Annotated in this window: 20 protein-coding genes; 8 read left to right on the top strand and 12 right to left on the bottom strand. The window is 73.4% G+C overall.

The genetic code is table 11. The features are described 5' to 3' along the window. Window positions 1–5: 5 nt before the first annotated feature. The 3 genes from ACQEVC_RS18975 to ACQEVC_RS18965 all read right to left on the bottom strand — a co-directional run bounded on the left by ACQEVC_RS18975 (window position 6) and on the right by ACQEVC_RS18965 (window position 2,139). Window positions 6–227, bottom strand: a complete 222-nt coding sequence (locus ACQEVC_RS18975) for a hypothetical protein (protein ID WP_432879206.1) — start codon at window positions 225–227, stop codon at window positions 6–8. Between the two features lie 2 nt (window positions 228–229). Next, window positions 230–1,297, bottom strand: a complete 1,068-nt coding sequence (locus ACQEVC_RS18970) for a LacI family DNA-binding transcriptional regulator (RefSeq protein WP_432879203.1) — start codon at window positions 1,295–1,297, stop codon at window positions 230–232. A 401-nt stretch (window positions 1,298–1,698) separates the two neighbouring features. Further along, on the bottom strand, window positions 1,699–2,139 hold the full coding sequence (locus ACQEVC_RS18965) for an RDD family protein (protein ID WP_432879201.1): 441 nt from the start codon (window positions 2,137–2,139) through the stop codon (window positions 1,699–1,701). A gap of 346 nt (window positions 2,140–2,485) precedes the next feature. On the opposite strand from ACQEVC_RS18965, the gene glnA (ACQEVC_RS18960) reads away from it, so the two are divergent. The 3 genes from glnA (ACQEVC_RS18960) (at window position 2,486) to ACQEVC_RS18950 (ending at window position 5,722) form a co-directional block, all read left to right on the top strand. Then, window positions 2,486–3,910 carry a type I glutamate--ammonia ligase gene (gene glnA, locus ACQEVC_RS18960; protein ID WP_432879198.1) on the top strand — a complete coding sequence of 475 codons (1,425 nt, stop codon included), beginning with the start codon at window positions 2,486–2,488 and terminating at the stop codon, window positions 3,908–3,910. A 271-nt stretch (window positions 3,911–4,181) separates the two neighbouring features. Next, window positions 4,182–4,586, top strand: a complete 405-nt coding sequence (locus ACQEVC_RS18955; protein WP_432879196.1) for a PadR family transcriptional regulator — start codon at window positions 4,182–4,184, stop codon at window positions 4,584–4,586. Further along, window positions 4,583–5,722 carry a GlsB/YeaQ/YmgE family stress response membrane protein gene (locus tag ACQEVC_RS18950; protein WP_432879193.1) on the top strand — a complete coding sequence of 380 codons (1,140 nt, stop codon included), beginning with the start codon at window positions 4,583–4,585 and terminating at the stop codon, window positions 5,720–5,722. The genes ACQEVC_RS18955 and ACQEVC_RS18950 overlap by 4 nt, the downstream gene beginning before the upstream one ends. A gap of 74 nt (window positions 5,723–5,796) precedes the next feature. Here the strand turns inward: ACQEVC_RS18950 and ACQEVC_RS18945 are convergent, their stop codons facing one another. Beyond that, window positions 5,797–7,278 carry a pyridoxal phosphate-dependent decarboxylase family protein gene (locus tag ACQEVC_RS18945; RefSeq protein ID WP_432879191.1) on the bottom strand — a complete coding sequence of 494 codons (1,482 nt, stop codon included), beginning with the start codon at window positions 7,276–7,278 and terminating at the stop codon, window positions 5,797–5,799. Between the two features lie 154 nt (window positions 7,279–7,432). Between ACQEVC_RS18945 and ACQEVC_RS18940 the strand changes: the two genes are divergently transcribed. Then, window positions 7,433–7,567: a hypothetical protein gene (locus tag ACQEVC_RS18940; RefSeq protein WP_432879189.1), complete on the top strand. Its 135-nt coding sequence runs from the start codon at window positions 7,433–7,435 to the stop codon at window positions 7,565–7,567. Between the two features lie 15 nt (window positions 7,568–7,582). On the opposite strand, the gene ACQEVC_RS18935 is transcribed toward ACQEVC_RS18940, so the two are convergent. From ACQEVC_RS18935 to ACQEVC_RS18925, 3 genes are all read right to left on the bottom strand, one after another. After that, window positions 7,583–9,523 (bottom strand): hypothetical protein, encoded by a 1,941-nt coding sequence (locus tag ACQEVC_RS18935; RefSeq protein WP_432879186.1) that lies wholly within the window; start codon window positions 9,521–9,523, stop codon window positions 7,583–7,585. Then, on the bottom strand, window positions 9,516–12,779 hold the full coding sequence (locus ACQEVC_RS18930; protein ID WP_432879183.1) for a bifunctional [glutamine synthetase] adenylyltransferase/[glutamine synthetase]-adenylyl-L-tyrosine phosphorylase: 3,264 nt from the start codon (window positions 12,777–12,779) through the stop codon (window positions 9,516–9,518). Before ACQEVC_RS18930 ends, ACQEVC_RS18935 begins: the two co-directional genes overlap by 8 nt. Window positions 12,780–12,869: 90 nt before the next feature. Then, window positions 12,870–13,685, bottom strand: coding sequence for a type 1 glutamine amidotransferase (locus tag ACQEVC_RS18925; protein ID WP_432879181.1), 816 nt, complete (start codon window positions 13,683–13,685; stop codon window positions 12,870–12,872). Window positions 13,686–13,756: 71 nt separating this feature from the next. Here ACQEVC_RS18925 and ACQEVC_RS18920 point away from each other — a divergent pair, with 71 nt between their 5' ends. Further along, on the top strand, window positions 13,757–14,686 hold the full coding sequence (locus ACQEVC_RS18920; RefSeq protein WP_432879179.1) for a S66 peptidase family protein: 930 nt from the start codon (window positions 13,757–13,759) through the stop codon (window positions 14,684–14,686). Window positions 14,687–14,767: 81 nt separating this feature from the next. Here the strand turns inward: ACQEVC_RS18920 and ACQEVC_RS18915 are convergent, their stop codons facing one another. Beyond that, window positions 14,768–18,073, bottom strand: coding sequence for an NACHT domain-containing protein (locus ACQEVC_RS18915; protein ID WP_432879177.1), 3,306 nt, complete (start codon window positions 18,071–18,073; stop codon window positions 14,768–14,770). A 270-nt stretch (window positions 18,074–18,343) separates the two neighbouring features. Here ACQEVC_RS18915 and ACQEVC_RS18910 point away from each other — a divergent pair, with 270 nt between their 5' ends. Beyond that, complete coding sequence (locus ACQEVC_RS18910; RefSeq protein WP_432879174.1) at window positions 18,344–18,892, top strand: hypothetical protein; 549 nt, start codon at window positions 18,344–18,346, stop codon at window positions 18,890–18,892. 356 nt (window positions 18,893–19,248) lie between these two features. Here the strand turns inward: ACQEVC_RS18910 and ACQEVC_RS18905 are convergent, their stop codons facing one another. Then, window positions 19,249–19,674, bottom strand: coding sequence for a DUF350 domain-containing protein (locus ACQEVC_RS18905; RefSeq protein ID WP_432879172.1), 426 nt, complete (start codon window positions 19,672–19,674; stop codon window positions 19,249–19,251). Window positions 19,675–19,784: 110 nt separating this feature from the next. Further along, window positions 19,785–21,137, bottom strand: coding sequence for a type I glutamate--ammonia ligase (gene glnA / locus ACQEVC_RS18900; protein ID WP_432879169.1), 1,353 nt, complete (start codon window positions 21,135–21,137; stop codon window positions 19,785–19,787). Between the two features lie 109 nt (window positions 21,138–21,246). Here glnA (ACQEVC_RS18900) and ACQEVC_RS18895 point away from each other — a divergent pair, with 109 nt between their 5' ends. Both ACQEVC_RS18895 and panB read left to right on the top strand, forming a co-directional pair. Then, entirely contained in the window at window positions 21,247–23,277 is a 2,031-nt protein-coding gene (locus tag ACQEVC_RS18895; RefSeq protein ID WP_432879166.1) for an NAD+ synthase, read from the top strand. Between the two features lie 217 nt (window positions 23,278–23,494). Beyond that, window positions 23,495–24,352, top strand: a complete 858-nt coding sequence (gene panB / locus ACQEVC_RS18890) for a 3-methyl-2-oxobutanoate hydroxymethyltransferase (protein ID WP_432879163.1) — start codon at window positions 23,495–23,497, stop codon at window positions 24,350–24,352. 176 nt (window positions 24,353–24,528) lie between these two features. Here the strand turns inward: panB and npdG are convergent, their stop codons facing one another. Both npdG and ACQEVC_RS18880 read right to left on the bottom strand, forming a co-directional pair. Continuing rightward, entirely contained in the window at window positions 24,529–25,227 is a 699-nt protein-coding gene (gene npdG, locus ACQEVC_RS18885; protein ID WP_432879161.1) for an NADPH-dependent F420 reductase, read from the bottom strand. Between the two features lie 112 nt (window positions 25,228–25,339). Next, window positions 25,340–26,005 carry a hypothetical protein gene (locus tag ACQEVC_RS18880; RefSeq protein WP_432879158.1) on the bottom strand — a complete coding sequence of 222 codons (666 nt, stop codon included), beginning with the start codon at window positions 26,003–26,005 and terminating at the stop codon, window positions 25,340–25,342. Window positions 26,006–26,075: the final 70 nt, after the last annotated feature.

The following is a 26,075-nucleotide window of genomic DNA, read 5'->3' as shown; positions in this document are numbered from 1 at the left end:
CCGGGTCACGACGTGCAGGCCCGGCTGGTCGAGGACGGCAACACCGGCTGAGCCGGGGCGAGCCGGTCGGCGACCTGCCGCAGCATCGCCGCCGTGCTCCGCCGGAACCGGCCCGGGTCGCTGCCCGGGATCGACTTCCGGTCCGGCCGGACCGGTGCGTCCGGCCGGGCGGACATGACGTGCCGCTCGGTCGCACCGAGCGCGAGGTGGTAGCCGACGGGGTCCATGGTCACTTCCTTTCGACGGGACCGGTCGAGGCGCGGACGACCAGGTCGGTGGGGAGTAGCACCTGACGGGCGGCGGGGTCCTCGGGCGGATCCAGCAGCAGCCGACCGGCGATCGCGCCCTTCTCCACGGCCGGTTGCCGGATCGTGGTGAGCCCGGCGGCGGCGGCCTCCGGGATGTCGTCGAAGCCGGTGACCGAGACGTCCCGGCCGGGGCGCAGGCCCCGGGCGGCGAGCGCGTCGAGCACCCCGAGTGCCAGCAGGTCGGTCACGGCCAGCACCGCCGTGGGCCGGTCCGCGCGATCCAGCGCGTACGCCGCCGCGCCCGCCCCATCGGCCCGGCTGTTCGCGCCGGCGTTGCAGAGCAGCAGGTCCTGCCAGCCGACACCGCCCTCGGCCAGCCCCTCGGCGAAGCCCCGCAGCCGCTCGCGGGTGACGTCGTAGCGGATCTCGGCCGGGTCGGCGACGCTGACCGGGCCGGTCCGGCGCTGCGCGACCAGGAAGTCGGAGACCACCGCGACCCGGCGGTGCCCCAGCCGGGCGAGGTGACTGCCGACGGTACGGGCGGCGGCGGCCTCGTCGATCCCCACGTACATGCTGTCCGGCCCCGCCCCCGCCGGGCGTTCGGCGGCGACGGTCGGCAGGCCACGGGACCGGGTCACGTCCAGCGCTCCGTGCCAGGCCGGTACGCAGTAGACGCAGAAGCCGTCGACCGCCGCGTTCCGGACCGCCTGGATGCCGGCCTCCTCCTCCGACTCGGAGAGCGGGACCAGCAGCAGGCCGCTGCCGTGCCGCTCGGCGGTCTCGGCGATGCCCCGGAGGAACTGCACCGCGTACGGGTCGGTGAAGGCGTACGAGAGTGCCGAGGTGAAGAGCACGCCGATCGCACCGACCCGGCCCCGGCGCAGCGATCGTGCCGTCGGGTCCGGTCCCGGGTAGCCCAACCGGCGGGCCGCCTCGTGGATCTTCTCCCGCAGCGCCGGTGACAACTGGTCCGGCCGGCTGTACGCGTTGGAGACCGTGCTGCGGGACACCCCCACGGCGTCGGCCACGGTCTGCAGTGTCGGCTTCACCAGTCCGCCTTCTGTATCGATCCAGTAGACCTTCTGAATCGATACAGTACCCCCGTCGGGCGCGACGCGCCAGGGATCCCGATGATTTGCCCGAGGAGCTCGGAGTGCGCCGGACGGAGCCGGTGGCCCGGCGCGGGCCGGCGCGAAGTCGGTCGCCCGGACTGCCGGGTGCACCGGTGGTCGTTCCAGGGCTCTCTACGGGCGGCCCGTTGGGGCAGCCTACGGGCGGCCCGTTGATGCCGCCCGGGGCAGAGTCGGTCGCCCGGGGCAGAGTCGGTCGCCCGGGGCAGAGTCGGTCGCCCGGGGCAGAGTCGGTCGCCCGGGCTGCGCCGGGGCGAAGTCAGGTGCTCGGGGTGCACACCGGCGGCCGCCGGGCGACGTCGGTTGGTCGGCTCGGCGCCTCAGCGGGCCGGGTCGGCGCCAGCGGGACGGGTCGGCGGCATCGGCACCATGATCGAGCCGGCCGCCCGGTCGTGCAGGCCACGCTTGCGGTCGTCCATGATCACGGCCGGGATCACCAGCCCGAGCAGGGCACCCCGGAGCAGCGCGCGGAGGACGCCGATCCGGCCGCCGTCGGCGTACCCGACACATCTGAGCCGGCACACCCGCATGCCCGGGGTCTGCGCGAAGAGACCGATGAAGAAGCCGTAGACGACGACCAGCGTGAGCACCGGAGCCCAACTGTCGGCGATCGGGTCGGCGTAGAGGTTGGTGACGAGCAGGCAGAGGATCCAGTCGATGCTCAACGCGCCGAACCTGCGCGCCAGGCTCGGCGGCGGGCTGGTCGGGTCGGCCGCCGGCGCGGGCGGAGCGCCGCTGTGCTGCTGTGCTGCCACGGTCAACCAGGGTATCGGCCGGTGGCGATCACCCTCCGCCGGGCTCCGTCGACCGGGACGCCGGTCACTCCGGACGCCGGCCCGGCGGCACCTCCCACCGACGCCTCCGGCGACCGGTACGCCCGGCTCGCCGGCAGCCGCACGCCGGCCATCTCGACAGATGAAACGCGGCAAACTCGGCCAACCGGCCAAACCGGAGTATCATCCCGGAGTAGACCCGAGCCGACCACCTGCGGGGATCACGCTCCGCAGACGACGTAACACGGCAGAAACATCAGAGACATGCTCGGGCAATCGCATGGCCATAGCGTCGCCACCAGCCTAGCCATCAGTGGACGTGCCAGGAGGACGTGTGTTCGCCAACCCCGAGGAACTCCTGCGATACCTCAAAAACGAGGACGTACGGTTCGTCGATGTTCGTTTTTGTGACCTGCCCGGCGTGATGCAGCACTTCAACCTGCCGGTCGAGTCGTTCGACGAATCGGTCTTCACCGACGGTCTCGCCTTCGACGGATCGTCGATCCGTGGCTTCCAGGCGATCCACGAGTCGGACATGCTGCTGCTCCCCGACGTCGCCACCGCCTTCATCGACCCCTTCCGGACGAACAAGACGCTGGCGCTGAACTTCTTCATCCACGACCCGTTCACCCGCGAGGCGTACTCCCGGGACCCGCGCAACGTGGCGAAGAAGGCGGAGGCCTACCTGGCGGCCAGCGGCATCGCCGACACCGCGTACTTCGGCCCGGAGGCCGAGTTCTACATCTTCGACTCCGTCCGGCACGAGACCTCGGCACACCAGGCCTTCTACTACATCGACTCGATCGAGGGCGCCTGGAACACCGGTCGCGAGGAGGAGGGCGGCAACCGGGGCTACAAGACCCCCTACAAGGGTGGCTACTTCCCGGTACCGCCGGTCGACCACTACGCCGACCTGCGCGACCAGATCGTCCAGCGGCTGCTCGGCGCCGGCTTCACCGTCGAGCGCTCGCACCACGAGGTGGGCACCGCCGGCCAGGCTGAGATCAACTACAGGTTCTCCACCCTGCTGCACGCAGGCGACCAGCTCCAGCTCTTCAAGTACATCGTGAAGAACACCGCCTGGGCGAACGGCAAGACCGCGACCTTCATGCCCAAGCCGCTCTTCGGCGACAACGGCTCCGGCATGCACACCCACCAGAGCCTCTGGCTGAACGGTGAGCCGCTGTTCTACGACGAGACCGGCTACGCCGGCCTCTCCGACACCGCCCGCTGGTACATCGGCGGTCTGCTGCACCACGCCCCGTCGCTGCTGGCCTTCACCAACCCGACGGTCAACTCGTACCGCCGGCTGGTCCCGGGCTTCGAGGCCCCGGTCAACCTGGTCTACTCGCAGCGGAACCGGTCCGCCTGCACCCGCATCCCGGTCACCGGCAGCAACGCCAAGGCGAAGCGGGTCGAGTTCCGGGTGCCGGACCCGTCGGCCAACGTCTACCTGGCGTTCTCGGCGATGATGATGGCCGGCCTGGACGGCATCAAGAGCAAGATCGAGCCGCCGGAGCCGATCGACAAGGACCTCTACGACCTCCCGCCGGAGGAGTGGGGCTCGGTCAAGCAGGTGCCCGGCTCGCTGCCCGAGGTGCTCGACTCGCTGGAGGCCGACCACGACTTCCTGCTGGAGGGTGGCGTCTTCACCCCCGACCTGATCTCCACCTGGGTCGAGTGGAAGCGCACCAACGAGGTGGACCCGGTCCGACTGCGGCCGACCCCGCACGAGTTCGCGATGTACTTCGACGTCTAGGACCAACCGCTGCCCCGGGATCGCGCCACCCGCGCGGCCCAGGGCACAGCCGACACAGGCACGTTGGGCGCGCCGTCGACCAACCCCGTCAGGGGCTCGGTCGGCGGCGCGCCGCACTGTCTCCCGGGCCGGGGATGCCGATTCCCACGCCGAGCAGGACGACCGCTGCGGCGGCTCCGGCGATCCAGGTCAACGGCGACCGGCCCGGCCGGGCACCATCCTTCGATGACTTCGTCACCGTTATAGCTCGGTAGCCGATATACTCCCCCGCATGACCACACCCGTTCCGTTGCGGGAACCGACGTTCCTGATCCTCACCGCTCTCGCCCGGGAACCGATGCACGGCTACGGCATCGTCACCGAGGTCGCCGCGCTCTCCGACGGCCGGCTGACGCTGCGGCCCGGCACCCTCTACGGCGCTCTCGACCGGCTCACCGACGAGGGCCTGGTCGAGCCGGACCGGGAGGAGATCGTCGGCGGGCGGCTCCGCCGCTACTACCGGCTGACCGACACCGGAACCGCCGTGCTCGCCGCCGAGACCGAGCGGCTGCGCCGCAACGTCGAGGCGGCCAGCCAACGCCTGCGGGCCCGTACTGCCCGAGCATCGGACGGCTCAGCCGCCCGTCCGACGCCGGCAGTCCGCCCCGCCATCCGGCTCGCTGGAGGCCCGGCATGACCGAGCAGCCCGACGGGACCGAGCAGCCCGGCATGACCGAGCAGCCAGGCATGACCGAGCAGCCCGACGGGACCGGGCAGGGCGGTCCGACCGCCGAGGTGAGTCGGCTGGAACAGCGCTACCGGCGACTGCTGTACGCGTACCCGCGTCGCTACCGGTCCGACCGGGGGGACGAACTGGTCGGGACGTACCTCGATCTGGTGGAACAGGATCGGCGCTGGCCCTCCCGGCACGACGCCGTCGACGTGCTACGTGGCGGGCTGCGGCAACGGCTGCGCGAGCAGGGCGCCCTCGGGCTCGCCGCCGGCCTGCCGATCGCCGCGACGGTCGCTGTGAGCACACTGGCGGCGCTCGCGGCGTTCCTGCTCGTCCAGGTCGAGTTCACGAACCTGCCGGCCCACATGCTGCCTTCGGACGTCGCCCCGGCGCAGACTCTCGGCGTGTTCCTCTGGGTCGGCTGGCTGTTGGCCGCGCTCACCACGACGGTGCTGCCGGCGCGCTGGGCGCGCCGGGCCGTCGCCGCCGCCATCCTGCTGACGCTGACCGTGATCCCGGCCTCACCGCTGTCCGGGCTGCCCCGGCCCCCGCTCTACGTGCTCGTCCCGGTGTTGGCGTTCGGCCTGACGGCGCTGGCGCTGCCCGACCGTCCTGGCTGGGCGGGCCGGATCCCGCCGCTGCTCGGGGTGCTGACCGGTACGGCCGCAGCCGCGCTGTTCGAGGTCGCCGAGGGCGGCGGGAACTGGTTCACCAGCTACAACTCCACGGTCGAGGTCCTGGGAACGGCGGGTGTGGGGTTGGTCGGGCTGGCTCTGGCCTTCGGTCTCGGTCGGGCGGTCACCGGTGACAGCAGTGCACTGTGGTCGGTCGTCCTGCTGGTGACCCCCGCCGGTCTGCTCGGGATCCGACCGATCGCCGACTGGTACTGGGGCGGCGCCTCGACCTGGCGCGAACTCGCCGCCACCACCGTCGTGCTCCCGCTGGTCGGCGCGGGCCTGCTAGTGGCCGTGGTCTCCTGGCACGGCGCCCGGTACCGGGCGATCCGGGCACGCTCGGCCGACAACCCGTGCCCGACCTGCGGACACGTCTCCGATGCCGCACGGCGGGCCGACGCCGAGAGAGGTCGGGCAGCGCCCTGATCATCCCGGCGCGGGAGCGAGTTGGCGAGGAGTCCGGGGTGCAGGCAGGCCCTCGCCACTGCTGACCTGCCTCATCACCCGACAGGTCGGGGTGGCGGAGCCAGTCGGGCGAGCAGTTCGCGTACCACCTCGACCAGCAGGTCGATCTCCGCCTCGGTGGTCCGCCAGTTCACGATCGCCGGGCGGAGCGCGACCCTGCCGTCGTAGACGGTGGTGCCGGCGAAGACCCGGCCGTCGTCGAGCAGAGCCGCACCGAGCCGTCGGTTGAGGTCGTCGAGTTCCTCCGGCGGCACGTGCCCGGGGGCGGCCCGGAAGCAGACGATGCAGAGCGGCACCTCGGCCAGCCGTTCCAGGTCGGGCGCCTCGTCCGCCAGCCGGGCGAGGCGCTGGGCCAGGTCGAGCTGCCGCTCCACCATCGCCCGGTGGCCCTCCCTCCCGTACGCGGCCAGGGTCGCCCAGATCGGCATCGACCGCGCCCGGCGGGACGACTCCGGCCCGTGCAGGGCGTAGTCCACCGGACCGGGCTGCCCGGACCACAGTGGACTTCCCGGCCCCGGCAGGTACGTCGTACCGGGCATCCCGAAGGCGACCGGTAACCGGGCCGGCTCGCGGAGGAACGCGAACCCGCTCTCGTACGGCACGTTGAGCCACTTGTGCCCGTCACAGGCGATCGAGTCGGCCCGCTGGATCCCGCGCAACAGCCCGGCGGTCCGGGGCGAGAGCGCGGCGAAGATCCCGAACGCGGCGTCCACGTGCAACCAGGCGCCGTACCGCTCGGCGAGGTCGGCGAGCGCGTCGAGCGGGTCGAAGTCGCCCGCGTTCACCTCACCGGCGTTGGCGATCAGCACCGCCGGCCCGTCCAGCTCGGCGAGGCGCCGCTCGATCGCCGGCAGGTCGACCCGGCCCACCCGGTCCCGCGCGTACACCTCGACGGTGTCCCGGCCGTGGCCGAGCATCTGCAACGCCTTGCGGGCGCTGGCGTGCAGGTAGCCGCCGGAGAGCACCGGCATCCGGGGCAGCGTGACCAGTCCGTCCGCCGCCACGTCGACGCCGTGCTGCTCGGCCCACCAGTGCGTGGCGACGGCCAGCGAGGTGAAGTTCGCGAAGGTGGCGCTGGCGACCAGCGCCCCGCCGTACCGGTCGGGCAGCCCGAACAGCTCGCGCAGCCAGCGCAGCGCGACCGCCTCCAGTTCGGCGGCGAGCGGGGAGGAGGCCCGGAAGGCGGCGTTCTGGTCCAGCAGCGCGGCGGTCCAGTCACCGGCGAGCGCGGCCGGGGTGGCACCGCCGACGACGAAGTGGAAGAACCGTGGCCCGGAGGAGTGGATCGCGGCGGCGGTGCCGATCCGGAGCAGCCGGTCCAGGGCGGCGGCCGAACCGACGCCCCGCTCGGGCAGCCCGCCGTCGACGCCTCCCACCTCGACGAGCTGCGGCAACAGGGTCTCGGTGGCCGGGTCACGGACCGGACGGTCGGCCAACGAGTCCAGGTACGGGGCAGCGGCGGCCCAGACGTGTTCCAGCGCCGCCATTGGATCCCGCTCGTGCAGTGGATCAGCCATCCCAACCTCCGGAACCGATCTTGCCATCCGTGCCACGGGCCAGCCTGCCATCGGCGTACCCGGGCCGGCACAGCCAATCTGCACGCGGTGGCCGTACGGAATGGCGTGGAACGGCGCTGTGCCAAACAGCACAGCACCGGCCAGCCTCCGGGAGTTGACCGATATCTACCTGCACGACGTCCCGCAACTGGACCTCGGGCCGCTGCCCGGAAACCGTCGGCTCACGGTCTGGGCAAGGACCGGCCAGTCGTTCCGCAACGCCGACGGAGTGCAGGTCCGATGGCATTGAGCCGGGCAGCGACGATCAGCCCGGACAGCGCGGGCCGGCGCCGGTCAGGCTTCCCGTGATCGCGTACCGGCCGGGCCGCGTCACCCGGAGCACCGTCCAGTCGCCGTACGGGGCGAGGCAGGCGCCAACCTCGCCGTCGACCCGGAGCCACCTCGACCAGCGCAGCCGGACCAGGGTCTCCCCGGCGGCCGGTACGTCGACCGTCAGCTCCGCCGACGTCGTCCGCACCAGTTCCGCACCCGGGGTGCCCGGTCCCGGTCCCGGTCCCTCGGCACCGTCCGGCAGATCACTCCCGTCCACCGCCGCGCCCGACCCGATCGCCTCGACCATGGACGGCGAGTCGGTCACCGCGTACAGCGTCCAGTCCGGGTGCTGCCAGATGGGTGTCAGGTACGACAGCCCGCCCCGGATCAGTTCCGCCTCCCGGCGGCCGACCCAGGACGGCTCCGCCCCGGCCAGCGCGACGTATCGCACTCCGTTGTCCCGCAGCCAGTGGCCGTACGACTCGGCGTCGACGCTGCCGTCCAGGAAGAGCCGGTTGTGTGCCTGGTCGGCCTGGCGCAGCCAGCCCCGGGCCAGCGGCGCGGCCTCCGGCACGTACGCCGCCTCCCAGTAGTTCGCCGTCGGCACCACCTCGATCCGGCCGGGCGGCCGGCGGGCCAGCTCGGCCAGCAGCGGCTGGAAGTAGCTCCGGGACGCCGTCGGGTCGCCGGCCGCCCGCAGGTCGGCCACGGACACCGGCGGCTCCACCACCGCGACCAGCGCCACGATCGCGGCCAACGCGAGTCCGGCCGCCCGCCGGGACCAGCCCCGGGCGAGTCCGGCCGGCAGCGTCCCGTAGCCCACCAGCACCGGGAGCGCGAACATCGCGGCCAGCCGGGTGGCGTTCAACCCGACCGGGGTCCGGAGCGCGAACGCCGCCAGCACCCCGAGGGTGGCCAGCACGGCACCGATCCGCAGCACACGCCGGCCCGGCACCAGCAGCGCGACCAGCAGGCTCGCCGCTGCCGCCGTGACCGTGTCGACGAGGCTGATGTTCATCCAGCCGCCCGCGCCGAAGCCGAGACCCAGCCCGGCAACCGGCACCCCGGCCGCCACCGCCAGCACCGCCCCGTCGGCCACCCCCGGCCGCCACCGACGCCGGCCCCGATCCGCACCCTCCTCGCTCGGCACGCCGCCGGACGACGAGATCGGGAGCGCGGCCGACGGCGCGGGAGGCACGGCCGACGGGGTGGAAGGCACGGCCGACGGGGTGGAGGGCGCGGCGGACGGCGCGGGAAGCGGAGTCGACGGTGCCGGAGGTGAAGCCGACGGCGTCGGAAGCGGAGTCGACGGCTCCGGAGGTGAAGCCGATCGCGCCGGAGGTGGAGCCGATCGCGCCGGAAGCCGGGCTGCCAGGGCCAGCGCCACTCCGGCAAGCCCGACGAAGAGGCCGGCCACCGGGCTCGCCGCCCCAGCCAGCGCGGCCGCCAACCCGGCCGCTACCCACCGCACCGCCGGCCGGGCCGAGCTGGTCAGGGCCAGCAGGGCGAGCAGCCCGAAGGCGACGCCGATCGCGTAGGTGATCCGGCCGGAGACCAGGTTGCCGGCGACGCAGGCGGCACCGAGAAGCCCGCCGAGCAGCGGCCGGCGGGCACCGGTCCGCACCATCAGCAGCGCCAGCGCCGCCGCCGAGCCGAGCAGCGCGAGCGCACCCGCCAGCCGGGGGCCGAACGCGTCGGCGCCGAGCCAGTGCATCAGCGGCGGCGTGAACAGGCTGTAGCCGTACGGGGAGATGCCCGCGTACCAGCCGAGGTCGAGCGGGGCGGATCCGTGCCGGCCGAAGAAGTTGGCCCGGGCGACCTGCGCGGACAGGTCGGTGCCGAGCGGCGGGGCGAGCAGGAAGGCGACCGCCAGCACGCCGGCCAGGCCGACCGCGCCGAACAGGACCCGGGTGACCCGGCGGCGGTCAGGCATCGAGTACGCGCTCCGCGGCGGCCCGGCACCGCCGCGCCGTACGGAGGTACTGGTCCAGGAACTCGCCCGGGTCGTGGCCGCCGAGCAGGCGTACCACGCCGGCCAGCTCCACGCCGTGCCGGGGCAACTGGTCGCCGGCCCGGCCGCGTACCAGCATCAGCGCGTTGCGTACCTGGGCGGCCATGCTCCACCCGGTGGCCATCGCGGCGGCGTCGGCACCGTCGATCACCCCGGCCTCCCGGGCCGCGGCCAGCGCGTCGAGGGTACGCGTGCAGCGCAGCTCGGGGAGCCGACCGGCGTGCCGGAGCTGGCTGAGCTGCACCGCCCACTCCACGTCGGCCAGCCCGCCCCGGCCCAGTTTGGTGTGCGTGGCGGGGTCGGCGCCCCGGGGCAGCCGTTCGGTCTCCACCCGGGCCTTGATCCGGCGGATCTCCACCACCTGTTCCCGGCTCAGTCCCCGCTCCGGATAGCGCACCGGATCGGCGACCGCCTCGAACTCGCGGCCGAGATCGGCATCGCCGCAGACGTACCGGGCCCGCAGCAGCGCCTGCGCCTCCCAGACCTTCGACCAGCGGGCGTAGTACTGCGCGTACGCGCCGAGGCTGCGGACCAGCGGTCCCTGCCGCCCCTCGGGGCGCAGGTCGGCGTCGACCCCGAGTGGCGGGTCGGCGGCGGGCATGCCGAGCAGCCGGCGCATCTCCTCGGCGATCGCCCGGGCCGCCGCACTGGCCGCGTCCTCGGCCACCCCGGGCGGCGGGTCGTAGACGAAGAGCACGTCGGCGTCGGAGAGGTAGTTCATCTCGTACCCGCCGAGCCGGCCCACGCCGATCACCGCGAACCGCAGTCCGGGCATCGCCGGCTGGGTCGCCTGGGCCACCCGCAGCGCCGCCCCCAGGGTGGCGTCGGTGACGGCGGAGAGCGCCGCTCCGACGGTGAGCACGTCGGAGTCGCCGACGACGCCGGCCGGGGCCGGTTCCGGGCCGACCGTCCCGGCCACCCCGGTCGGACCGACCGGGGCCAGCGACCCCGCCCGGTACAGCACGTCGGCGCAGGCGATCCGGACCAGTTCCCGACCGCGCAGCGCCCGGACCGACCGGATCGCCTCGGTCGGGTCGGCCGGTCGCGGCCCCCGGCCGACGAGATAGCGGTCGGCGGCGGCGGCGAAACCGTCCCGGAGCACCTCGGTGTCCCGGGGAGTCAGCTCGGCGTCGTCGGCGAGCAGCCGGAGCGCCTCCGGATCCCGGGCCAGCAGGTCGGCGACGTAGCGGGAGACCGCCAGGGTACGGGCCAGGCGGCGGGCCACCGGCCCCTCGTCGCGAAGCAGCCGCAGATACCACGGGGTGCCGCCGAGCTTGTCGGAGACCTGCCGGTAGTTGAGCAGCCCCCGGTCCGGTTCGGGCGCGTCGGCGAATTCCTGGAGCAGCACCGGCAGCAGGGTGCGCTGGATCGCCGACGTCCGGGTCACCCCGCCGGTCAGCGCCTCCAGGTGCCGCAGCGCGCGGGTCGGGTCGGCGAAGCCGAGAATCTCCAGCCGGTTCCGGGCCGCCTCCGGGGTGAGCCGCAGCCCGTCCGCCGGCACCCGGGCGACCGCCTCCAGCAGCGGCCGGTAGAGCAGTTTGGCGTGCAGTCGGCGTACCTCGGTGGCGTGGCCGACCCAGTCGGCCCGGAACGCCTCGACGGCGTCCCGGCCGGGCAGCGCGGTGTAGCCGAGCGCGTGGGCGAGCCAGCGCAGCGCCGGCCGGTCCGCCGGCACGGTGTGGGTACGCCGCAGTCCCTGCAACTGGAGCCGGTGCTCGACCCCCCGGAGGAACCGGTACCCGCGCAGCAGCGCCTCGCCGTCGGCCCGCCCGACGTAGCCGCCGGCGACCAGGGCCCGCAGCGCCGGAATCGTGCCCGGGGCCCGCAGCGACTCGTCGACCCGGCCGTGCACGAGCTGGAGGAGCTGCACCGCGAACTCGATGTCCCGCAGCCCGCCCGGCCCGCGCTTGATCTCCCGCTCCAGCTCGCGCGGCGGGATGTTGTCAATGATCTTGCGACGCATCGCCCGGACGTCCTCGACCGCCTCCGGCCGTTCGGCCGCCCGCCAGACCAGCGGGGCGAGCGCGTCGATCCACTCCTGGGCCAGCGCGGCGTCACCGGCGGCCGGGCGGGCCTTGAGCAGCGCCTGGAACTCCCAGGTCCGGGCCCAGCGGCGGTAGTAGGCGAGGTGGCTGGCGAGGGTACGCACCAGCGGCCCCCGGTTGCCCTCGGGCCGCAGCGCCGCGTCCACCGGCCAGGCCACCAGTCCGCAGATCTGGATCAGGCGGGTCGCCACCCGGGTGGCGGCCGGCAGGTCCTCGTCGGCGGCGGCCACGAAGATGACGTCGACGTCGGAGACGTAGTTCAGCTCGTTGCCGCCGCACTTGCCCATCGCCACCACCGCCAGCCGGGGCACCGGGGTCCCCTCCGGCAGCTCGCCGACCGCGATACCGTACGCGTCGGCCAGGGTGGCGTCGGCCAGCGCCGACAGCGCCGCCATGGTCTGCTCCAGGCCGCGCCCGCCGGTCAGGTCGGCCGCCGCGATCCGCAGCAGGGCCAGCCGGTACGCCTGGCGCAGCGCCGCCACCACGGGCAGCGGCCCGGATCCGCCGTCCGGTCCGGATCCGTCACCCGCCCCGGTGGAGTCCGGGTGCAGCAGCCCCTCGGCGTTCGGCGGCAGCCCGTCGGCTCCGGTACGCAGTGCCCGCCACTGCTCGGGGTTGGCCACCAGGTGGTCGCCGAGCGCGGACGAGGCACCCAGGATGGCGACCACCCGTCGACACAGCCCCGGATCGGTGTGCAGGGCGGCGAGCAGCGTCTCGCCGCCGTCCTCCGTCGCCGGGGCGGCACCCGCACCCGTCGAGCCGGCCGCCCCGCCTGACGAGCCGGCCGGGGCGGCACCCGCCCCCGTCGAGCCGGCCGCCCCGCCTGACGAGCCGGCCGGGGCGGCACCCGCCGCCGTCGAGCCGGCCGGGGCGGTAACGCGCCGTTCCGCCTCGACGATTCGGTGCAGTTGGCGCAGCGCGAGGTCCGGGTCGGCGGCCCGGGAGAGCGCGGTGAGCAGTTCGCCGGCCGGTCCGTCGACCGGCTCCTGGGCGTCGGTGTCCCACAGCCCGAGCCCGTCCGGCCCGAGCAGGTCGGCGGCCCGGCCGACCCCGTTGCCGCCGGCCCGCTCCCCGTCGCCCACGCCGAAGCCGTACCGGGCGAGCCGGCCGGCCGCGCTGGTCGGTCTGCTCATCGACGGCGGCCCCCGGTCTCCCTCATCGGCGGCAGCTCCCGCTCCCTGTCATCGGCAGCAGCTCCCGGTCTCCGTCATCGGCGGCGGCTCCTACTGCCCGAGCAGCGGCAGCGTCGGCCGGGGCGGGACGCCGTCGAGCCGCCCCTGGGCCAGGGCCGCGAACCGGGCCGCGAACGGCTGCCACACCTCTTCCACGTCGGCCAGCACCTCGGCGCAGGCGGCCACCACCAGCTCGGGGTCGTAGTCCAGCGCGGCCAGCGTCGCCGAGTCGGTCGTCCAGTCGGCGATCATCGCGACGTCGCACTCGATGTGGAACTGGAGCCCCCAGGCCCGGTCACCGAGCCGGAACGCCTGGTGCGGATAGCGGGTCGAGGCGGCCAGCAGGGTCGCGCCCTGCGGCAGCTCGGTGATCTCGTCGACGTGCCACTGGAGCACGTCCGGGATCATCGGCACGTACCGGAACAGCGGGTCGTGCTCGGCGGCGTCCCGCTTGCCGACGACGCTGGGGCCGACCTCCGGCCCGGCCGCGCTCCGCTCGACCGTCCCGGCGTGCGCGGTGGCCAGCAGTTGGGCGCCGAGGCAGATCGCCAGGGTCGGCACCCGGTGCCGGACCGCCTTGCGGAGCAGCCCCTCCAGGGCCGGGAACCAGGGCGCCCCGAGGGTGCCGTCGGGTGCCGGGTACGGATGCTGGGGGCCGCCGAGCACCACCAGGGCGGCGTACCCGGTCAGGTCGTCGGGCAGCGCATCCCCGGCGTACGGCCGGAGCACCGCCAGGTCGAGGCCGGCCTCGGTGAGCCACTCACCCAGCCGACGGGCGTCGTCCGTCGGGTCGTTCTCGATCACCAGTGCGGTCGCGGCGCCGCCCGCGCTGCCGGTGTCGCTCTCGGTTCCGGTCTCGGTTGCCACGGTGTCGAGGCTATCCGGTGCGCCGGACGCCCACCGATAGGCTCGGGGGCCGAACGGAGTGAGGAGGCGGGGTGTCCGACGATCAGGCGGTGCGACCACCGGCGCTGCGGCCCGGCGACACGGTGCTGCTGGTGTCGCCGTCCGGCCCGACCCGGCCGGAACGGGTCGCCCGTGGGGTGGAACTGCTCACCGGTTGGGGCCTTCGTCCCGTACTCGCCCCGAACGCGTACGCCCGGCGCGGCTACCTGGCCGGAGACGACGCGCTGCGCGCCGCCGACCTCAACGCGGCCTTCGCCGACCCGGCCATACGCGGCGTGCTCTGCACCCGGGGCGGCTACGGCGCGCAGCGGGTGGTCGACGCGATCGACATGTCGGTGGTGCGCCGCGACCCGAAGGTGGTGGCCGGATTCTCCGACATCACCGCGCTGCAACTCGCGCTCTGGCGGGGCGCCCGGCTGGCCACCGTGCACGGCCCGGGAGCGGCCTGGCTCGACGAGCGCACCCCGCCGGTCTCGGCCGAGTCGCTGCGGGCCGCACTGATGTGCCCCGAGCCGGTGGTGGTGCACCGGCTGCCGACCGAGGAGACCGCGAGCGTGCTGGTCCCCGGGGTGGCCACCGGCCCGCTGATCGGCGGCAACCTCTGCCTGCTCACGCACTCCCTGGGTACCCCGGACATGCCGGACCTGACCGGCGCGGTCCTGCTGGTCGAGGACATCGGGGAGCCGCCGTACAAGGTCGACCGGATGCTCACCCACCTGCGCCGGTCCGGCGTGTTGACCGGGGTGGCCGGGGTGGCCGTCGGCCAGTTCACCGACTGCGCCGACGGCTGGGCGGTCGGGGTGGCCGAGGTGCTGGCCGAGCGGCTCGGCGACCTGGGAGTGCCGGTGCTCGGCGGGCTGCCGATCGGGCACGGCGTCGGGCAGCTCACCGTGCCGGTCGGGGTACCGGCGACGCTGGACGCGGACGCCGGCACCCTGACCGTCTCGCCGGCCGTACGCTGATCCGCACCTCCGCCCGCTCCCGGCCGTGCCGTGACTCCGGCGCACGGCTCGGCGCCCTCTCCGGCCGCGCCGGGCCACGGGCTATTCCACGCGCTCGCGCTTGGGCGACTCGCCGGTCGGCGTCAGCGCCCGTTCGAACCGGACGCGTAGCGCCGGCCAGTCGGCGAGCAGCACGGCGGTCTCCAGCGGCGTCAGCGCGGTCCGCACCTCGCGCGTCATCCCCGCCTCGACGAGCCGTACGAGCACCTCGGCCGCGAGCTTCTCGTCGCCGCTGCCGTACGTCCGCAGTGCCTTCGCGAGCAGCCCGCCGAGTCGCCGGTCCACTCCCCTGGATGCGGCCAGCAGCGTAAGACCGCACCGCAGCAGCCGATCGCGGTGTTCGCGGTGCACGCCCCTGCCCACCATCTCCTCGAGCACCTGCACGGCCAGGTGCGGCGGCAGTTCCACCTCGCCGGCCAGCCGGTCGAGCAGGAGCCCGAAGACCCAGCCCCGGTGCTGCTCGTCGATCGCGTCGAGCAGTCTGGCGAGCCGGAGGTAGCCGTCCCGGCGCTCCGTCGCCTCGCCGACCGCGACCGGTGCGGCGAGGAAGGTCAGCAGCTCGTACACCAGCGAGGTGGCCGCTGCGGTGGGCCCCACCAGGAAGCCGTTGATCCCGTGGCCCAGCGACGACGACGGCTCGAGCGCGTGCACCAACACGTCGTCGTCGATCCCGCACCGGAAGTACGCCCGCCGCGCCACCAGCTCCCAGGACTGTCCGCCCCGGTTGAACGTCGCCAAGTCCGCCTCCTCGGGCAGCACGATGTCGTACGTCCAGAGCGGATCGACGGACGGTACGCCCGCCTCGGCCGGATCGGCTACCAGGTGCAGCGAGATGTCCCGGCTGCCGTCCTCGGCCCGGACCCGGTCGAGCGCCAGCGCGTCCACCAGACTGCTCCAGTCCTCGGAGCCGAGCTGCGACTGCCAGAGCAGGGTCTCGCGATGCCAGACCGGCACCACGTGCCGGTCCGGATAGAGGCGGCTGACCCGCAACGTGCCGGCAGCGCAGACCGCCAGCAGCAACAGGTTGGCGCTGTACGCGGCATGCCGCGCCGGCACCGGCAGCCCGCGCGGCTGGTACGAGTCGAACCGCCGGGCCAGGCGGGTGTGGTGGGCGGCCCGGAACAGCCGGACCAGCAGGTCCACCAGGGCCTCCCGGCGCTGCGCGGCGACCGTCGACATGAGGCCACGGAGAAAGCCGAGGGTCGGCGCCCGCCCGCTCAGCGCCGCGTAGGAGAGCAGCGCGTGCAGCAGGTCGTCGTCGGCCGGCCCGCCCCGCATCGGCATCATCGTGGCGGCCTCCCGGGAAGCGATGTCGGTCAACACCTGCCAGGTGAACCGGGCGACCAGGAATTCGCCGAAGGTGGCGTGCAGGAACTCGTACGTCTCCAGTTGCTCGTCGTCGCGGAGTGCACGCGACCGGTGTACGAAGAAGAACCGGCCTAGCACGATCTCGGCATGCCGCAGCGGGGCTCGCAGCCCGGCGTCGGCGCCCGGGGTGGGGACGGGCCCGAAGAGGGCCAGCAGGTCGTTCTCCAGTTGGATTTCGCTGATCCACAGGGCATTCCGGTTGAACATCGCGAAGGCGACGACCGACAGCCGGCGCAACTCCGCCTCGACGGCATGCTCCAGCTCGTACTCGGGCAGCCCCTGGCGGTGCTTGACCACCTCACGGCGGGCGAACCTGCGCAACAGCCGCTCGTAGAGTTCGTCCTGCCGCAACACGCCCGCCGAGCGCAGGGCGTTGTCGTCCGCGTCGTAGAGCGCGAGCATCAGCAGCAGCAACGGTTGCTCGGCCAGTTCACCGTGGGCGAGCACGGTCGGCAGGTCCAACGGGGCGACGCCCCGGGCGGCGAACTCCTGCGCGTTGACCTTGTTCCAGTTGGCCAGCCAGACGGCCACCCGGGGCTCGTCGAACGGCTCCAGCCGGAGCGCGACGGTACCCTCGGGCGCACGGGCCCGATCGGCGACGCTGGTCCGGCTCGTCACCACGACCGCCAGCGGCCGGTCCTGGTCGGCCTCCCGGCGCTGGAACGCCGCGACCTTGACGAGGTAGTCGGTCTGGGCGACCCCGGTCGCCTGGAGCAGTTCGTCGAAGCCGTCGAGCAGGATCACCGGCAGGGCGTCGCCGGCCGAGCGGACCAGCGCGGGCCAGTCCAGCCGCTCGCCGGTGGCCTTGCGGACCGCGTACTCGATCTGGTCCTGTAGGTCGGCGGTGGCCGGCATGTCACGGACCACCAGCCGGACCGGCAGGAAGTCGGCGGCCGGCAGCCGGGCGGCCAGCACCCGGGTGAGGACGGACTTGCCGGAGCCGGGCTGACCGAGCACCAGCAGCGGCGCCTCGACCGCCCTGGGATTGGTGAGATAGCCGGTGAGGAACTCGGACAAGTGGTCCCGCACGGGCTGCTCGGCCCACCAGGACTCCTCGCTGGGCCGAGCCGCCGGACCGAGTTCGGCGATCCGGTACAGCGGGGGCACGTAACCCGCACCGAGGGTCGGTACCCGGATTCCCGCCGGCACGTCGCCGGACTCGACGACCGGGCGGGCCAGCTCGGCCGCGTACGCCCGGGTCAGTCCGGCGCGCCGCTCGGACGGCAGCCGGCCGACGGTAGCCTCCGCGAGCAGCCGTTCCAGGTCGGCCAACGCGGCGGCCACCTCCCGTACCTCGGCCCGGGTGCCGGCGTGCTCGCGCAGTACGGCCCAGAACCCCACCTCCGGAAACTCGGCGGCGAGCCGGCCGAACAGTTCCTGGTGCCGTTCCTGCGCCCGGCCCGGCAGCGCGTGCAGCACCTCCTCGAACGCCGCCCGCTTTGACCAGGTGAGCCGATCCCACGCGGCAAGTCCGGCGACGAACCTCCGCATCCCGTCCGCGGCGGTGGCGTAGTACTCGGCGAGCACCGTCTGGAACAGCTCGTACGGCTGGTGCGGTCCGGGCACCGGCACCCCGTCCGCGAAGAGACTGCCCAGCAGGGACTCGTCCGTCCGGCCCGCCCCGACGATCGCCTTCTGCTCCCACTTCGTCAGTTGCAGGTCCTGGAACCGGAACGGCGGGTCCGACTCCGCGAACGCCTCGAAGAAGGCGGTGACCACCAGTACCCGGTGTGCGGCGGCCAGCCGCGCGGTCCGGCCGTACCGCGACAACCCGGACCGCGCCTCGGAGAGCCTGCCGACGAGTTCGTGGCTGAGCCGGATGAACTCAGCCTTGGCGTCGAAGAGTGCCAGTACGGCCGGAGCCGCCACCGCCGCGCCGAGCAGCGCTCCCCCGGTGACGTTGTCCAGCGCGGTCACCACCGGGCTACGTGCTCCCCCGAGCAGCCGGGCGGCGTCGGCGTAACTCAGCGTCCGGGGCATGCGGCGACTCCTGTCCGTCGGGACGTGCGGTACAAGCTTCGCCCTACCGGGCAACCGGCGGTAGTGGGCGGTGTCCGCCGGAAGCGGGCGCGAACCGGCACGAAACTGGGTCGGTCGCGAGCAAGCCTTTCAGCCGACTGCCAGCCGGCCCGGCGATTCCCAGCCGGCTGACAGCCGCTTCCGAACTACCGCCCAGCGTGGTGCCGCATGGTGGGGCGGACCGACGAGCAGCACGCGCCGTAGCGGCGTACCCAGGGAGGGGACATCAGCATGAGCAGTCTGTTTTCGCGGAAGCGGGTCGTCGGTGGCCTGGTGGCCGCCGGAGTACTCACGGTGGGTCTCGCGGCTCCGGCCGTGGCGTTCGCCGAGGACGGAGCCACGCCGGCGCCGACCCCGTCGGCCTCGTCGGACGGCGGCACGACCGCACCGGAGCACGGCAAACGCTGGGTGGAGCAGCGCGGCAAGCTGGCCGAGCAGCTCGCCAAGGAGCTGGGCGTACCGCAGGACAAGGTCGAGGCGGCGCTGGCGAAGATCAAGGAGCAGCACCGGGCCGGGTGGAAGGACCGGGCCGAACAGCGCGGCCAGGGCAAGCCCGACGCGCAGTCGAAGGCCGATCGGGAGGCCATGCTGAAGGAGCGGCTCGACAAGGCGGTCTCGGACGGCAAGCTGACCCAGGAGCAGGCCGACGCCATCCTCGCGGCGGTCAGGTCCGGCGTCTTCCCCGCGTTCGGCGGCGGACACTGGGGTGGCCCGAAGCACGGCGGCCCGGCCGGCGCCCCGGCGGACGGCGGCGAGTCGGACACCCCGGCCACGAAGTAGTCACGGAGTAGTACCCCCGAGCACCGGGTCGCGCGTCCCGTCCGGCGCGCGACCCGGAACCGCCGGTCGAGTCGGGCGCAGATCGGGTGGCTTCGGGTCATGGCGCCCGTTGAGTCCCCCGCGCCGTAGCGGTCCGGGGGCCAGGCGTCGTGGCCGGACCGATCGGGCCAGGCGTCGTGGCCGGACCGATCGGGCCAGGCGTCGTGGCCGGACCGATCGGGCCAGGCGTCGTGGCCGGACCGATCGGGCCAGGCGTCGTGGCCGGACCGATCGGGCCAGGCGTCGTGGCCGGACCGATCGGGCCAGGCGTCGTGGCCGGACCGATCGGGCCAGGCGTCGTGGCCGGACCGATCGGGTCAGGCGATGCAGGCGCAGACGATGAGCGCGGCCCCGAAGTGCGTGGCGGCGCTGACCCGGGCGGCGGGATGCGGCTCGTCGGCGCAGATCACCTCGCCGAGCTTGCCGGGCGTCAGCCAGTCGAGCACCAGGAAGCCGAGCGCCATGACGCCGAGCCCGATCAGTCCGAACAGGACGGTGGAGGCGAGACCCTTGGTGAAGTCGGTGTAGCTGGTCAGGATCGCGGTGAAGACGATGGCCGCGATGCCGAGTTGGTTGGCGAGCAGCAGCAACGCGGCGTTGGCGTTGCGGCGTACCCAGATCAGCTCGCGCAGCCGGCCCGGGGTGAGGAGGTCGACCAGCCCGAAACCCGCGGCCATCAGGGCGATGCCGACCACGCCGAACACGATGCTCTGCCAGGCTCCCACGAGCAGGTCCTCGACCACCGACTGTCTCCCATCGGGTGTGGGCGGCCGAACGAGGGGGCCGCGTCGTCACGGACGATAACGCGGCCCGACAACCGTGGCTGACCCGTGCCCCGGGGAGCACCTCCCGGCTAGAGCAGGCCCAGGTAGCGCTGTCGCTCGTACGGGGTGACCTCGCGGCGGTACTGCTCCCACTCGGCGCGCTTGTTGCGCAGGAAGAAGTCGAAGACGTGCTCGCCGAGCACCTCGGCGACCAGTTCGGAGCCGGCCATCACGTCGATCGCCTCGGCCAGGTTCTCCGGCAGCGACTCGTACCCCATCGCCTTGCGCTCGGCGTTGGAGAGCGACCAGACGTCGTCCTCGGCACCCGGCGGCAGCTCGTAGCCCTCCTCGATGCCCTTGAGCCCGGCGCCGAGCAGCACCGCGAAGGCGAGGTAGGGGTTGGTCGCCGAGTCCGGCGAGCGGACCTCGACCCGGGCCGAGTTCGGCTTGCCGTACGCCGGCACCCGGACCAGCGCGGAGCGGTTCAGGTGACCCCAGCAGACGTACGCCGGGGACTCGGTGATCCGGTCCGGCAGCGCCTGCGGGAAGAGCCGCTTGTAGGAGTTGACCCACTGGTTGGTCACCGCCGTGTATTCCCGGGCGTGCACCAGCAGCCCGGCGATGAAGGCGCGGCCGACCTTGGAGAGCTTCATCGGGTCACCGGCGTCGTGGAACGCGTTGCGCTCCCCCTCGAACAGCGACAGGTGGGTGTGCATGCCGCTGCCCGGCTGGTCGGTGAAGGGCTTGGGCATGAAGCTGGCCCGTACCCCGGTGGAGAGCGCGACCTCCTTGACCATGTGCCGGAAGGTCATGATGTTGTCGGCCGTGGTGAGCGCGTCCGCGTAGCGCAGGTCGATCTCCTGCTGGCCGGGCGCGACCTCGTGGTGGCTGAACTCCACCGAGATGCCGATCCGCTCCAGCGCCAGCACCGCCTGCCGGCGGAAGTCCCGGGCCACCGCGTGGGTGGTGTGCTCGAAGTAGCCGCCGTCGTCGACCGGGACCGGCAGCGAGCCGTCGTTGGGGCCGTTCTCCAGCAGGAAGAACTCGATCTCGGGGTGGGTGTAGAAGGTGAAACCCTTCTCGGCGGCCCGGGACAGCGCCCGGCGCAGCACGTGCCGCGGGTCGGCCCAGGACGGGCTGCCGTCGGGCAGCAGGATGTCGCAGAACATCCGGGCGCTCTCGCCGGAGACCCCGCCCTCGAACGGGAAGACCTGGAAGGTGGTGGGGTCGGGCATCGCCACCATGTCGGACTCGAAGACCCGGGCGAAGCCCTCGATGGCGGAGCCGTCGAAGCCGATCCCCTCGTCGAAGGCCGCCTCCAGTTCGGCGGGGGCCACCGAGACGCTCTTCAGCGTGCCGAGCACGTCGGTGAACCACAACCGGACGAACCGGATGTCACGCTCTTCCAGGGTGCGGAGCACGAACTCCTGCTGACGGTCCACCTCAACCCCTCGCACACTCTGTTCGGACCGGCCCAGCCGGCGCACGGCCTAGCGGTCCAGTCTTCACCGGTTCCGTTACGCAGACGTTACGTGAACTAGACCGGAACCGATGCGCGGGGTGGCCCGGCCTGCGTACTTGCTGGGCGTTCGTCCCAAAGATAGCCCCGGGACCGGCTCCGGCGCTCACCGGTACCGCGGACCGACCGCCGGCGGAGCACCGGTGGTACCGGCATCGCCCGGATCCGCGACCGGTCGGCAGCGGGTCGGCCTCCACGCGGCACGGGGTGAGCGCCACCACGGCCGGCGCCACCCGGTGCACCGAGCCGGACCGGACCGGCTGCGGCAAGATGGAGTCATGCCGACCTTGCGCATCGCCCTGGCCCAGGTCAACCCCACCGTCGGCGACATAGCCGGGAACGCGGCCCTGATCCGGGAACGGTCCCGGCAGGCCGCCGGAGCCGGCGCGCACCTGGCGGTCTTCCCGGAGATGATGCTGACCGGATACCCCGTCGAGGACCTGGTCTTCCGGGACTCCTTCGTCGCCGCCTCCCGGGCCACCCTCGACCGGCTCGCCGCCGACCTCGCCACCGACGGGCTCGGCGGGCTGCCGGTGCTGGTCGGCTACCTCGACGCCGACGGCCCGGCCAGCGCCAACGCCGAGGCCACCCCGACCCGGGGTCCGCGCAACGCGCTCGCGGTCCTGCACGACGGGCGGGTAGTGGCCCGCTACTTCAAGCACCACCTGCCCAACTACGGCGTCTTCGACGAGGACCGCTACTTCGTCCCGGGCGACACCCTGACGGTGGTCCGGATCGGCGGGGTCGACGTCGCGCTGACCATCTGCGAGGACCTGTGGCAGGCCGGCGGCCCGTTCACCGTCGCCCGCCGCGCCGGGGTCGGGCTGGTCGTCAACATCAACGGCTCGCCGTACGAGCTGAACAAGGACGACGTACGCCTGCCGCTGGTCCGCCGGCGGGCCGCCGAGGCCGAGGCGACGATCGCGTACGTCAACATGGTCGGCGGCCAGGACGAGCTGGTCTTCGACGGCGACTCGATGATCGTCGCCGCCGACGGCACCCTGCTGGCCCGCGCCCCGCAGTTCGTCGAGCACCTGCTGCTGCACGACCTCGACCTGCCCGCCGGCCGCGCCGACGCCTCCACCGGCACCGAGCCGGCGCAGCCGGTGCCGGCCGGCGCCCCGGAGGAGATGGCCATCACCCGGGTCCGGGTCAGCGACGGCCTGCCCGCCCCGGCCGGTCCCCGGGTCACCGGCGGCGTCACCGAGCCGGTGGTCGACGAGGGCGAGGTGTGGCAGGCCCTGGAGCTGGGGCTGCGCGACTACGTCGACAAGAACGGCTTCCGCTCGGTGGTGCTCGGCCTCTCCGGCGGCATCGACTCCTCGCTGGTCGCCGCGATCGCGGTGGACGCGCTCGGCCCGGAGCGGGTGGTCGGGGTCTCGATGCCGAGCCAGCACTCGTCGGAGCACTCCCGGGACGACGCCGCCGAGCTGGCCAAGCGGATCGGCCTGGACTACCGGGTCGAGCCGATCCAGCCGATGGTCGACGGCTTCCTGGCCAACCTGTCGCTCTCCGGAATGTCGGTGGAAAACCTCCAGGCCCGGGTACGCGGGGTGCTACTGATGGCGCTGTCGAACCAGGAGGGCCACCTCGTGCTCACCACCGGTAACAAGAGTGAACTCGCGGTCGGCTACTCCACCCTCTACGGCGACTCGGTCGGCGGGTTCAACCCGCTCAAGGACGTCTGGAAGAGCCTGGTCTGGAAGCTGGCCAACTGGCGCAACGCGGAGGCGGTCCGGCGCGGCGAGACACCGCCGATCCCGGAGAACTCGATCCGCAAGCCGCCGAGCGCCGAGCTGAGCCCCGGCCAGCTCGACAGCGACACCCTGCCGGACTATTCGGTACTCGACGCGATCCTGGTCGGTTACGTCGACGGCGACCAGGGCCGGGACGACCTGGTCGGGGCCGGGCACGACCCGGAGGTGGTGGACAGGGTGCTGCGGATGGTCGACATCGCCGAATACAAGCGCCGGCAGTCCGCACCCGGTCCGAAGATCTCGATCAAGGCGTTCGGTCGGGACCGCCGACTGCCGATCACCAACCGGTGGCGCGAGCGTCCCTGACCGGTCCGGAGGTCTCCGCGCGGTGTGAAAACCTGCACTCTTCCCTGCCGTAGCCGCACCGCCCGGTGGGACGATCGGGAGCGAACCTTCTCCACCTGAACCGCGCGGCGCTCACACACCGCGTCCGACCTTACGGTCCGACGGACCGCAAGGGGAGGTGGAAAGGTTCGGTGACCCGGGGACCGCGAACGCGGCCTCGAGGCGAGAGGAGACAGTGATGTCCGAGCACCAGATGGCGTCCGCCCCGGCCGAGGTGGCGACGCTGTACGGCGGTCCGGCGACCCGGCGGGTACGCGCCCGCGACCTGGTCGCCGCCAAGGAGCGCGGCGAGCGGTGGCCGATGCTCACCTCGTACGACCAGTACACTGCCGCGATCTTCGACCAGGCCGGAATACCGGTGCTGCTGGTCGGCGACTCGGCGGCGAACAACGTCTTCGGCTACGAGACGACCGTGCCGGTCACCGTCGACGACCTGCTCCCCCTGGTCCGTGCGGTGGTACGCGCCACCAGCTACCCGCTGGTCGTCGGCGACCTGCCGTTCGGCTCGTACGAGGAGGGGCCGGCCCAGGCGCTGCGCACCGCCGTACGGTTCATGAAGGAGGGCGGCTGCCACGCGGTGAAGCTGGAGGGCGGCCGGCAGGTGGCGGAGCAGATCCGGGCGATCACCGGGGCCGGCATCCCGGTGATGGCGCACATCGGGTTCACGCCGCAGCGGGAGCACGCCATCGGCGGCTACCGGGTGCAGGGCCGGGGCGACGCCGCCGACGAGGTGGTGGCCGACGCGCTCGCGATCGCCGAGGCCGGAGCCTTCTCGGTCGTCCTGGAGATGGTGCCGGGCGAGGTGGCCAAGCGGATCACGCACGAGCTGGCGATACCCACCATCGGGATCGGGGCCGGCCCGGACACCGACGCCCAGGTGCTGGTCTGGCAGGACATGGCCGGGCTGCGGTCCGGCCGGATGCCCCGGTTCGTGAAGCGCTACGCCGACCTGCACGGCACCCTCACCGAGGCGACCCGGCAGTTTGCCGCCGAGGTCCGGGACGGCGAGTTCCCCACCCCCGAACACACCTTCTGATCCCCGACCGCCCGGGAGGGCGCCACCCCGGTGGCCCTCCCGGCGGTGCTTCCGATGGCCCTCCCAGCGGTGCTTCCGATGGCCCTCCCAGCGGTGCTTCCGATGGCCCTCCCAGCGGTGCTTCCGATGGCCCTCCCAGCGGTCCTCCCGGCGGTCGGGACCGGCCGCCGCCGCTCTCAGATGTCGGTGACCCGGATTCCGGCGTGCGCCTTGTAGCGCTTGTTGATCGCGATCAGGTTGGCGGTGAACGCCTCGATCTGGTGCGCGTTGCGCAGCCGCCCGGCGTAGACACCGCGCATTCCGGGGATCCGCGCGGCGAGCGCGCCGACCAGCCCGACCAGTTCGCGCTCCTCGGTGCAGATCAGCACGTCCAGCTCGATCCGGTCGACCTCCGGGTCAGCCAGCAGGGGCGCGCTGACATGGTTGAAGGCCGCGCAGACCCGGGAGTCCGGCAACAGTGCCGCCGCCTGCTGCACGGCGCTGCCCTCCTCGACCCGCAGCGGGTACGGCCCCTGCTTGTCGAAGCCGAGCGGGTTGACGCAGTCGACGACCACCTTGCCGGCCAGCGGCTCGCGCAGTCCGGCGACGGTGTCCCGGTGCCCGTCCCACGGCACCGCGATGACGACCACGTCGGACCGGCTGGCCACCCCGACGTTGTCGCCGCCGGAGATCGTCGCGTCGGCCGGCATCCCGGGCAGGGTACGGAGTTCCGCCGCCGCCTGCTCGGCCCGGGCCACCGAGCGGGAGCCGATGAGTACCGGCTGACCCGCCCGGGCCAGCCGGTAGGCCAGTCCCCGTCCCTGGTCGCCCGTGCCGCCGATGATGCCGACGGTGAGTCCGGTGACGTCCGGCAGCACGCTCGCGTCATATGCCATGCCGGAATCCTCGCAGACCGCCCGGCCCGTTGACGTCGGGCCGGGCGGCGTGGCGTACCCCCGGGGGGTGGTCACCGCACCGGAACGCCCCGTGGGGCGTTCCGGTGGGAACTCAACCCATCATCTTCCGCGCGGTCGCCCTGGTGGCCTTCCGCGCCGGTGCCTTGGCCGGAGCCTTCCGCGCCGCGGCCTGCTTGCCGGGTGCCTTCCGGGCGGTGACCTTCTTCGCCACCGTGCCGGTCCGCTTCGTCGCCGCGGTCGCCCGCTTCGCCGGAGCCTTCTTGGCCGTCGCCCGCTTCGCCGGGGCCTTGGTCGCGGTCGTCCGCTTGGCCGGCGCCTTCTTCGCGGTCACCCGCTTGGCCGGGGCCTTCTTCGCCGCCGCGGTGGTCCGCTTCGCCGCCGCGGTCGTCTTCCGCGCCGCGGCGGTGGTCTTCTTGCCGGCCGTGGTCCGCTTCGCCGCGGTGGCGGTCGTCCTGCCCGCCGCGGTCGTGCGCTTCGCCGTGCCGGCGCGGCCTGCCGCCGCCCGCGTGGTGGTCTTCGCGGTGGCCTTCTTCGCCGGTGCCCGCTTTGCCGGTGCCTTCTTCGCTGGCGCCTTCTTCGCCGCCGTCGCGCGCTTGGCCGGGGCCTTCTTCGCGGGTGCCTTCTTGGCCACCGACGAACTGGCGGCCTTGCGGGCCGGGGTGCCCTTGCTGGCACCCACGGTCCGGCTGCGCGCCGCGGTCTTCTTGCCGGCAGCGCTTCTCGCTACCGAGCGGGTGGCCCTGGTTGCTTCGGCCATCTGTGTTCCTCCTTGCGGGACATGCTCTCGGGGGTCTCCTCGCGGAGCACCACGGAGTTTTCGACGCGGG

The organism is Plantactinospora sp. CA-294935 (genome assembly GCF_050936445.1).
GTDB lineage: Bacteria > Actinomycetota > Actinomycetes > Mycobacteriales > Micromonosporaceae > Plantactinospora.
Note: the sequence above shows the minus strand (reverse complement) of the source record. Positions and strands in the feature narration are given on the sequence as shown.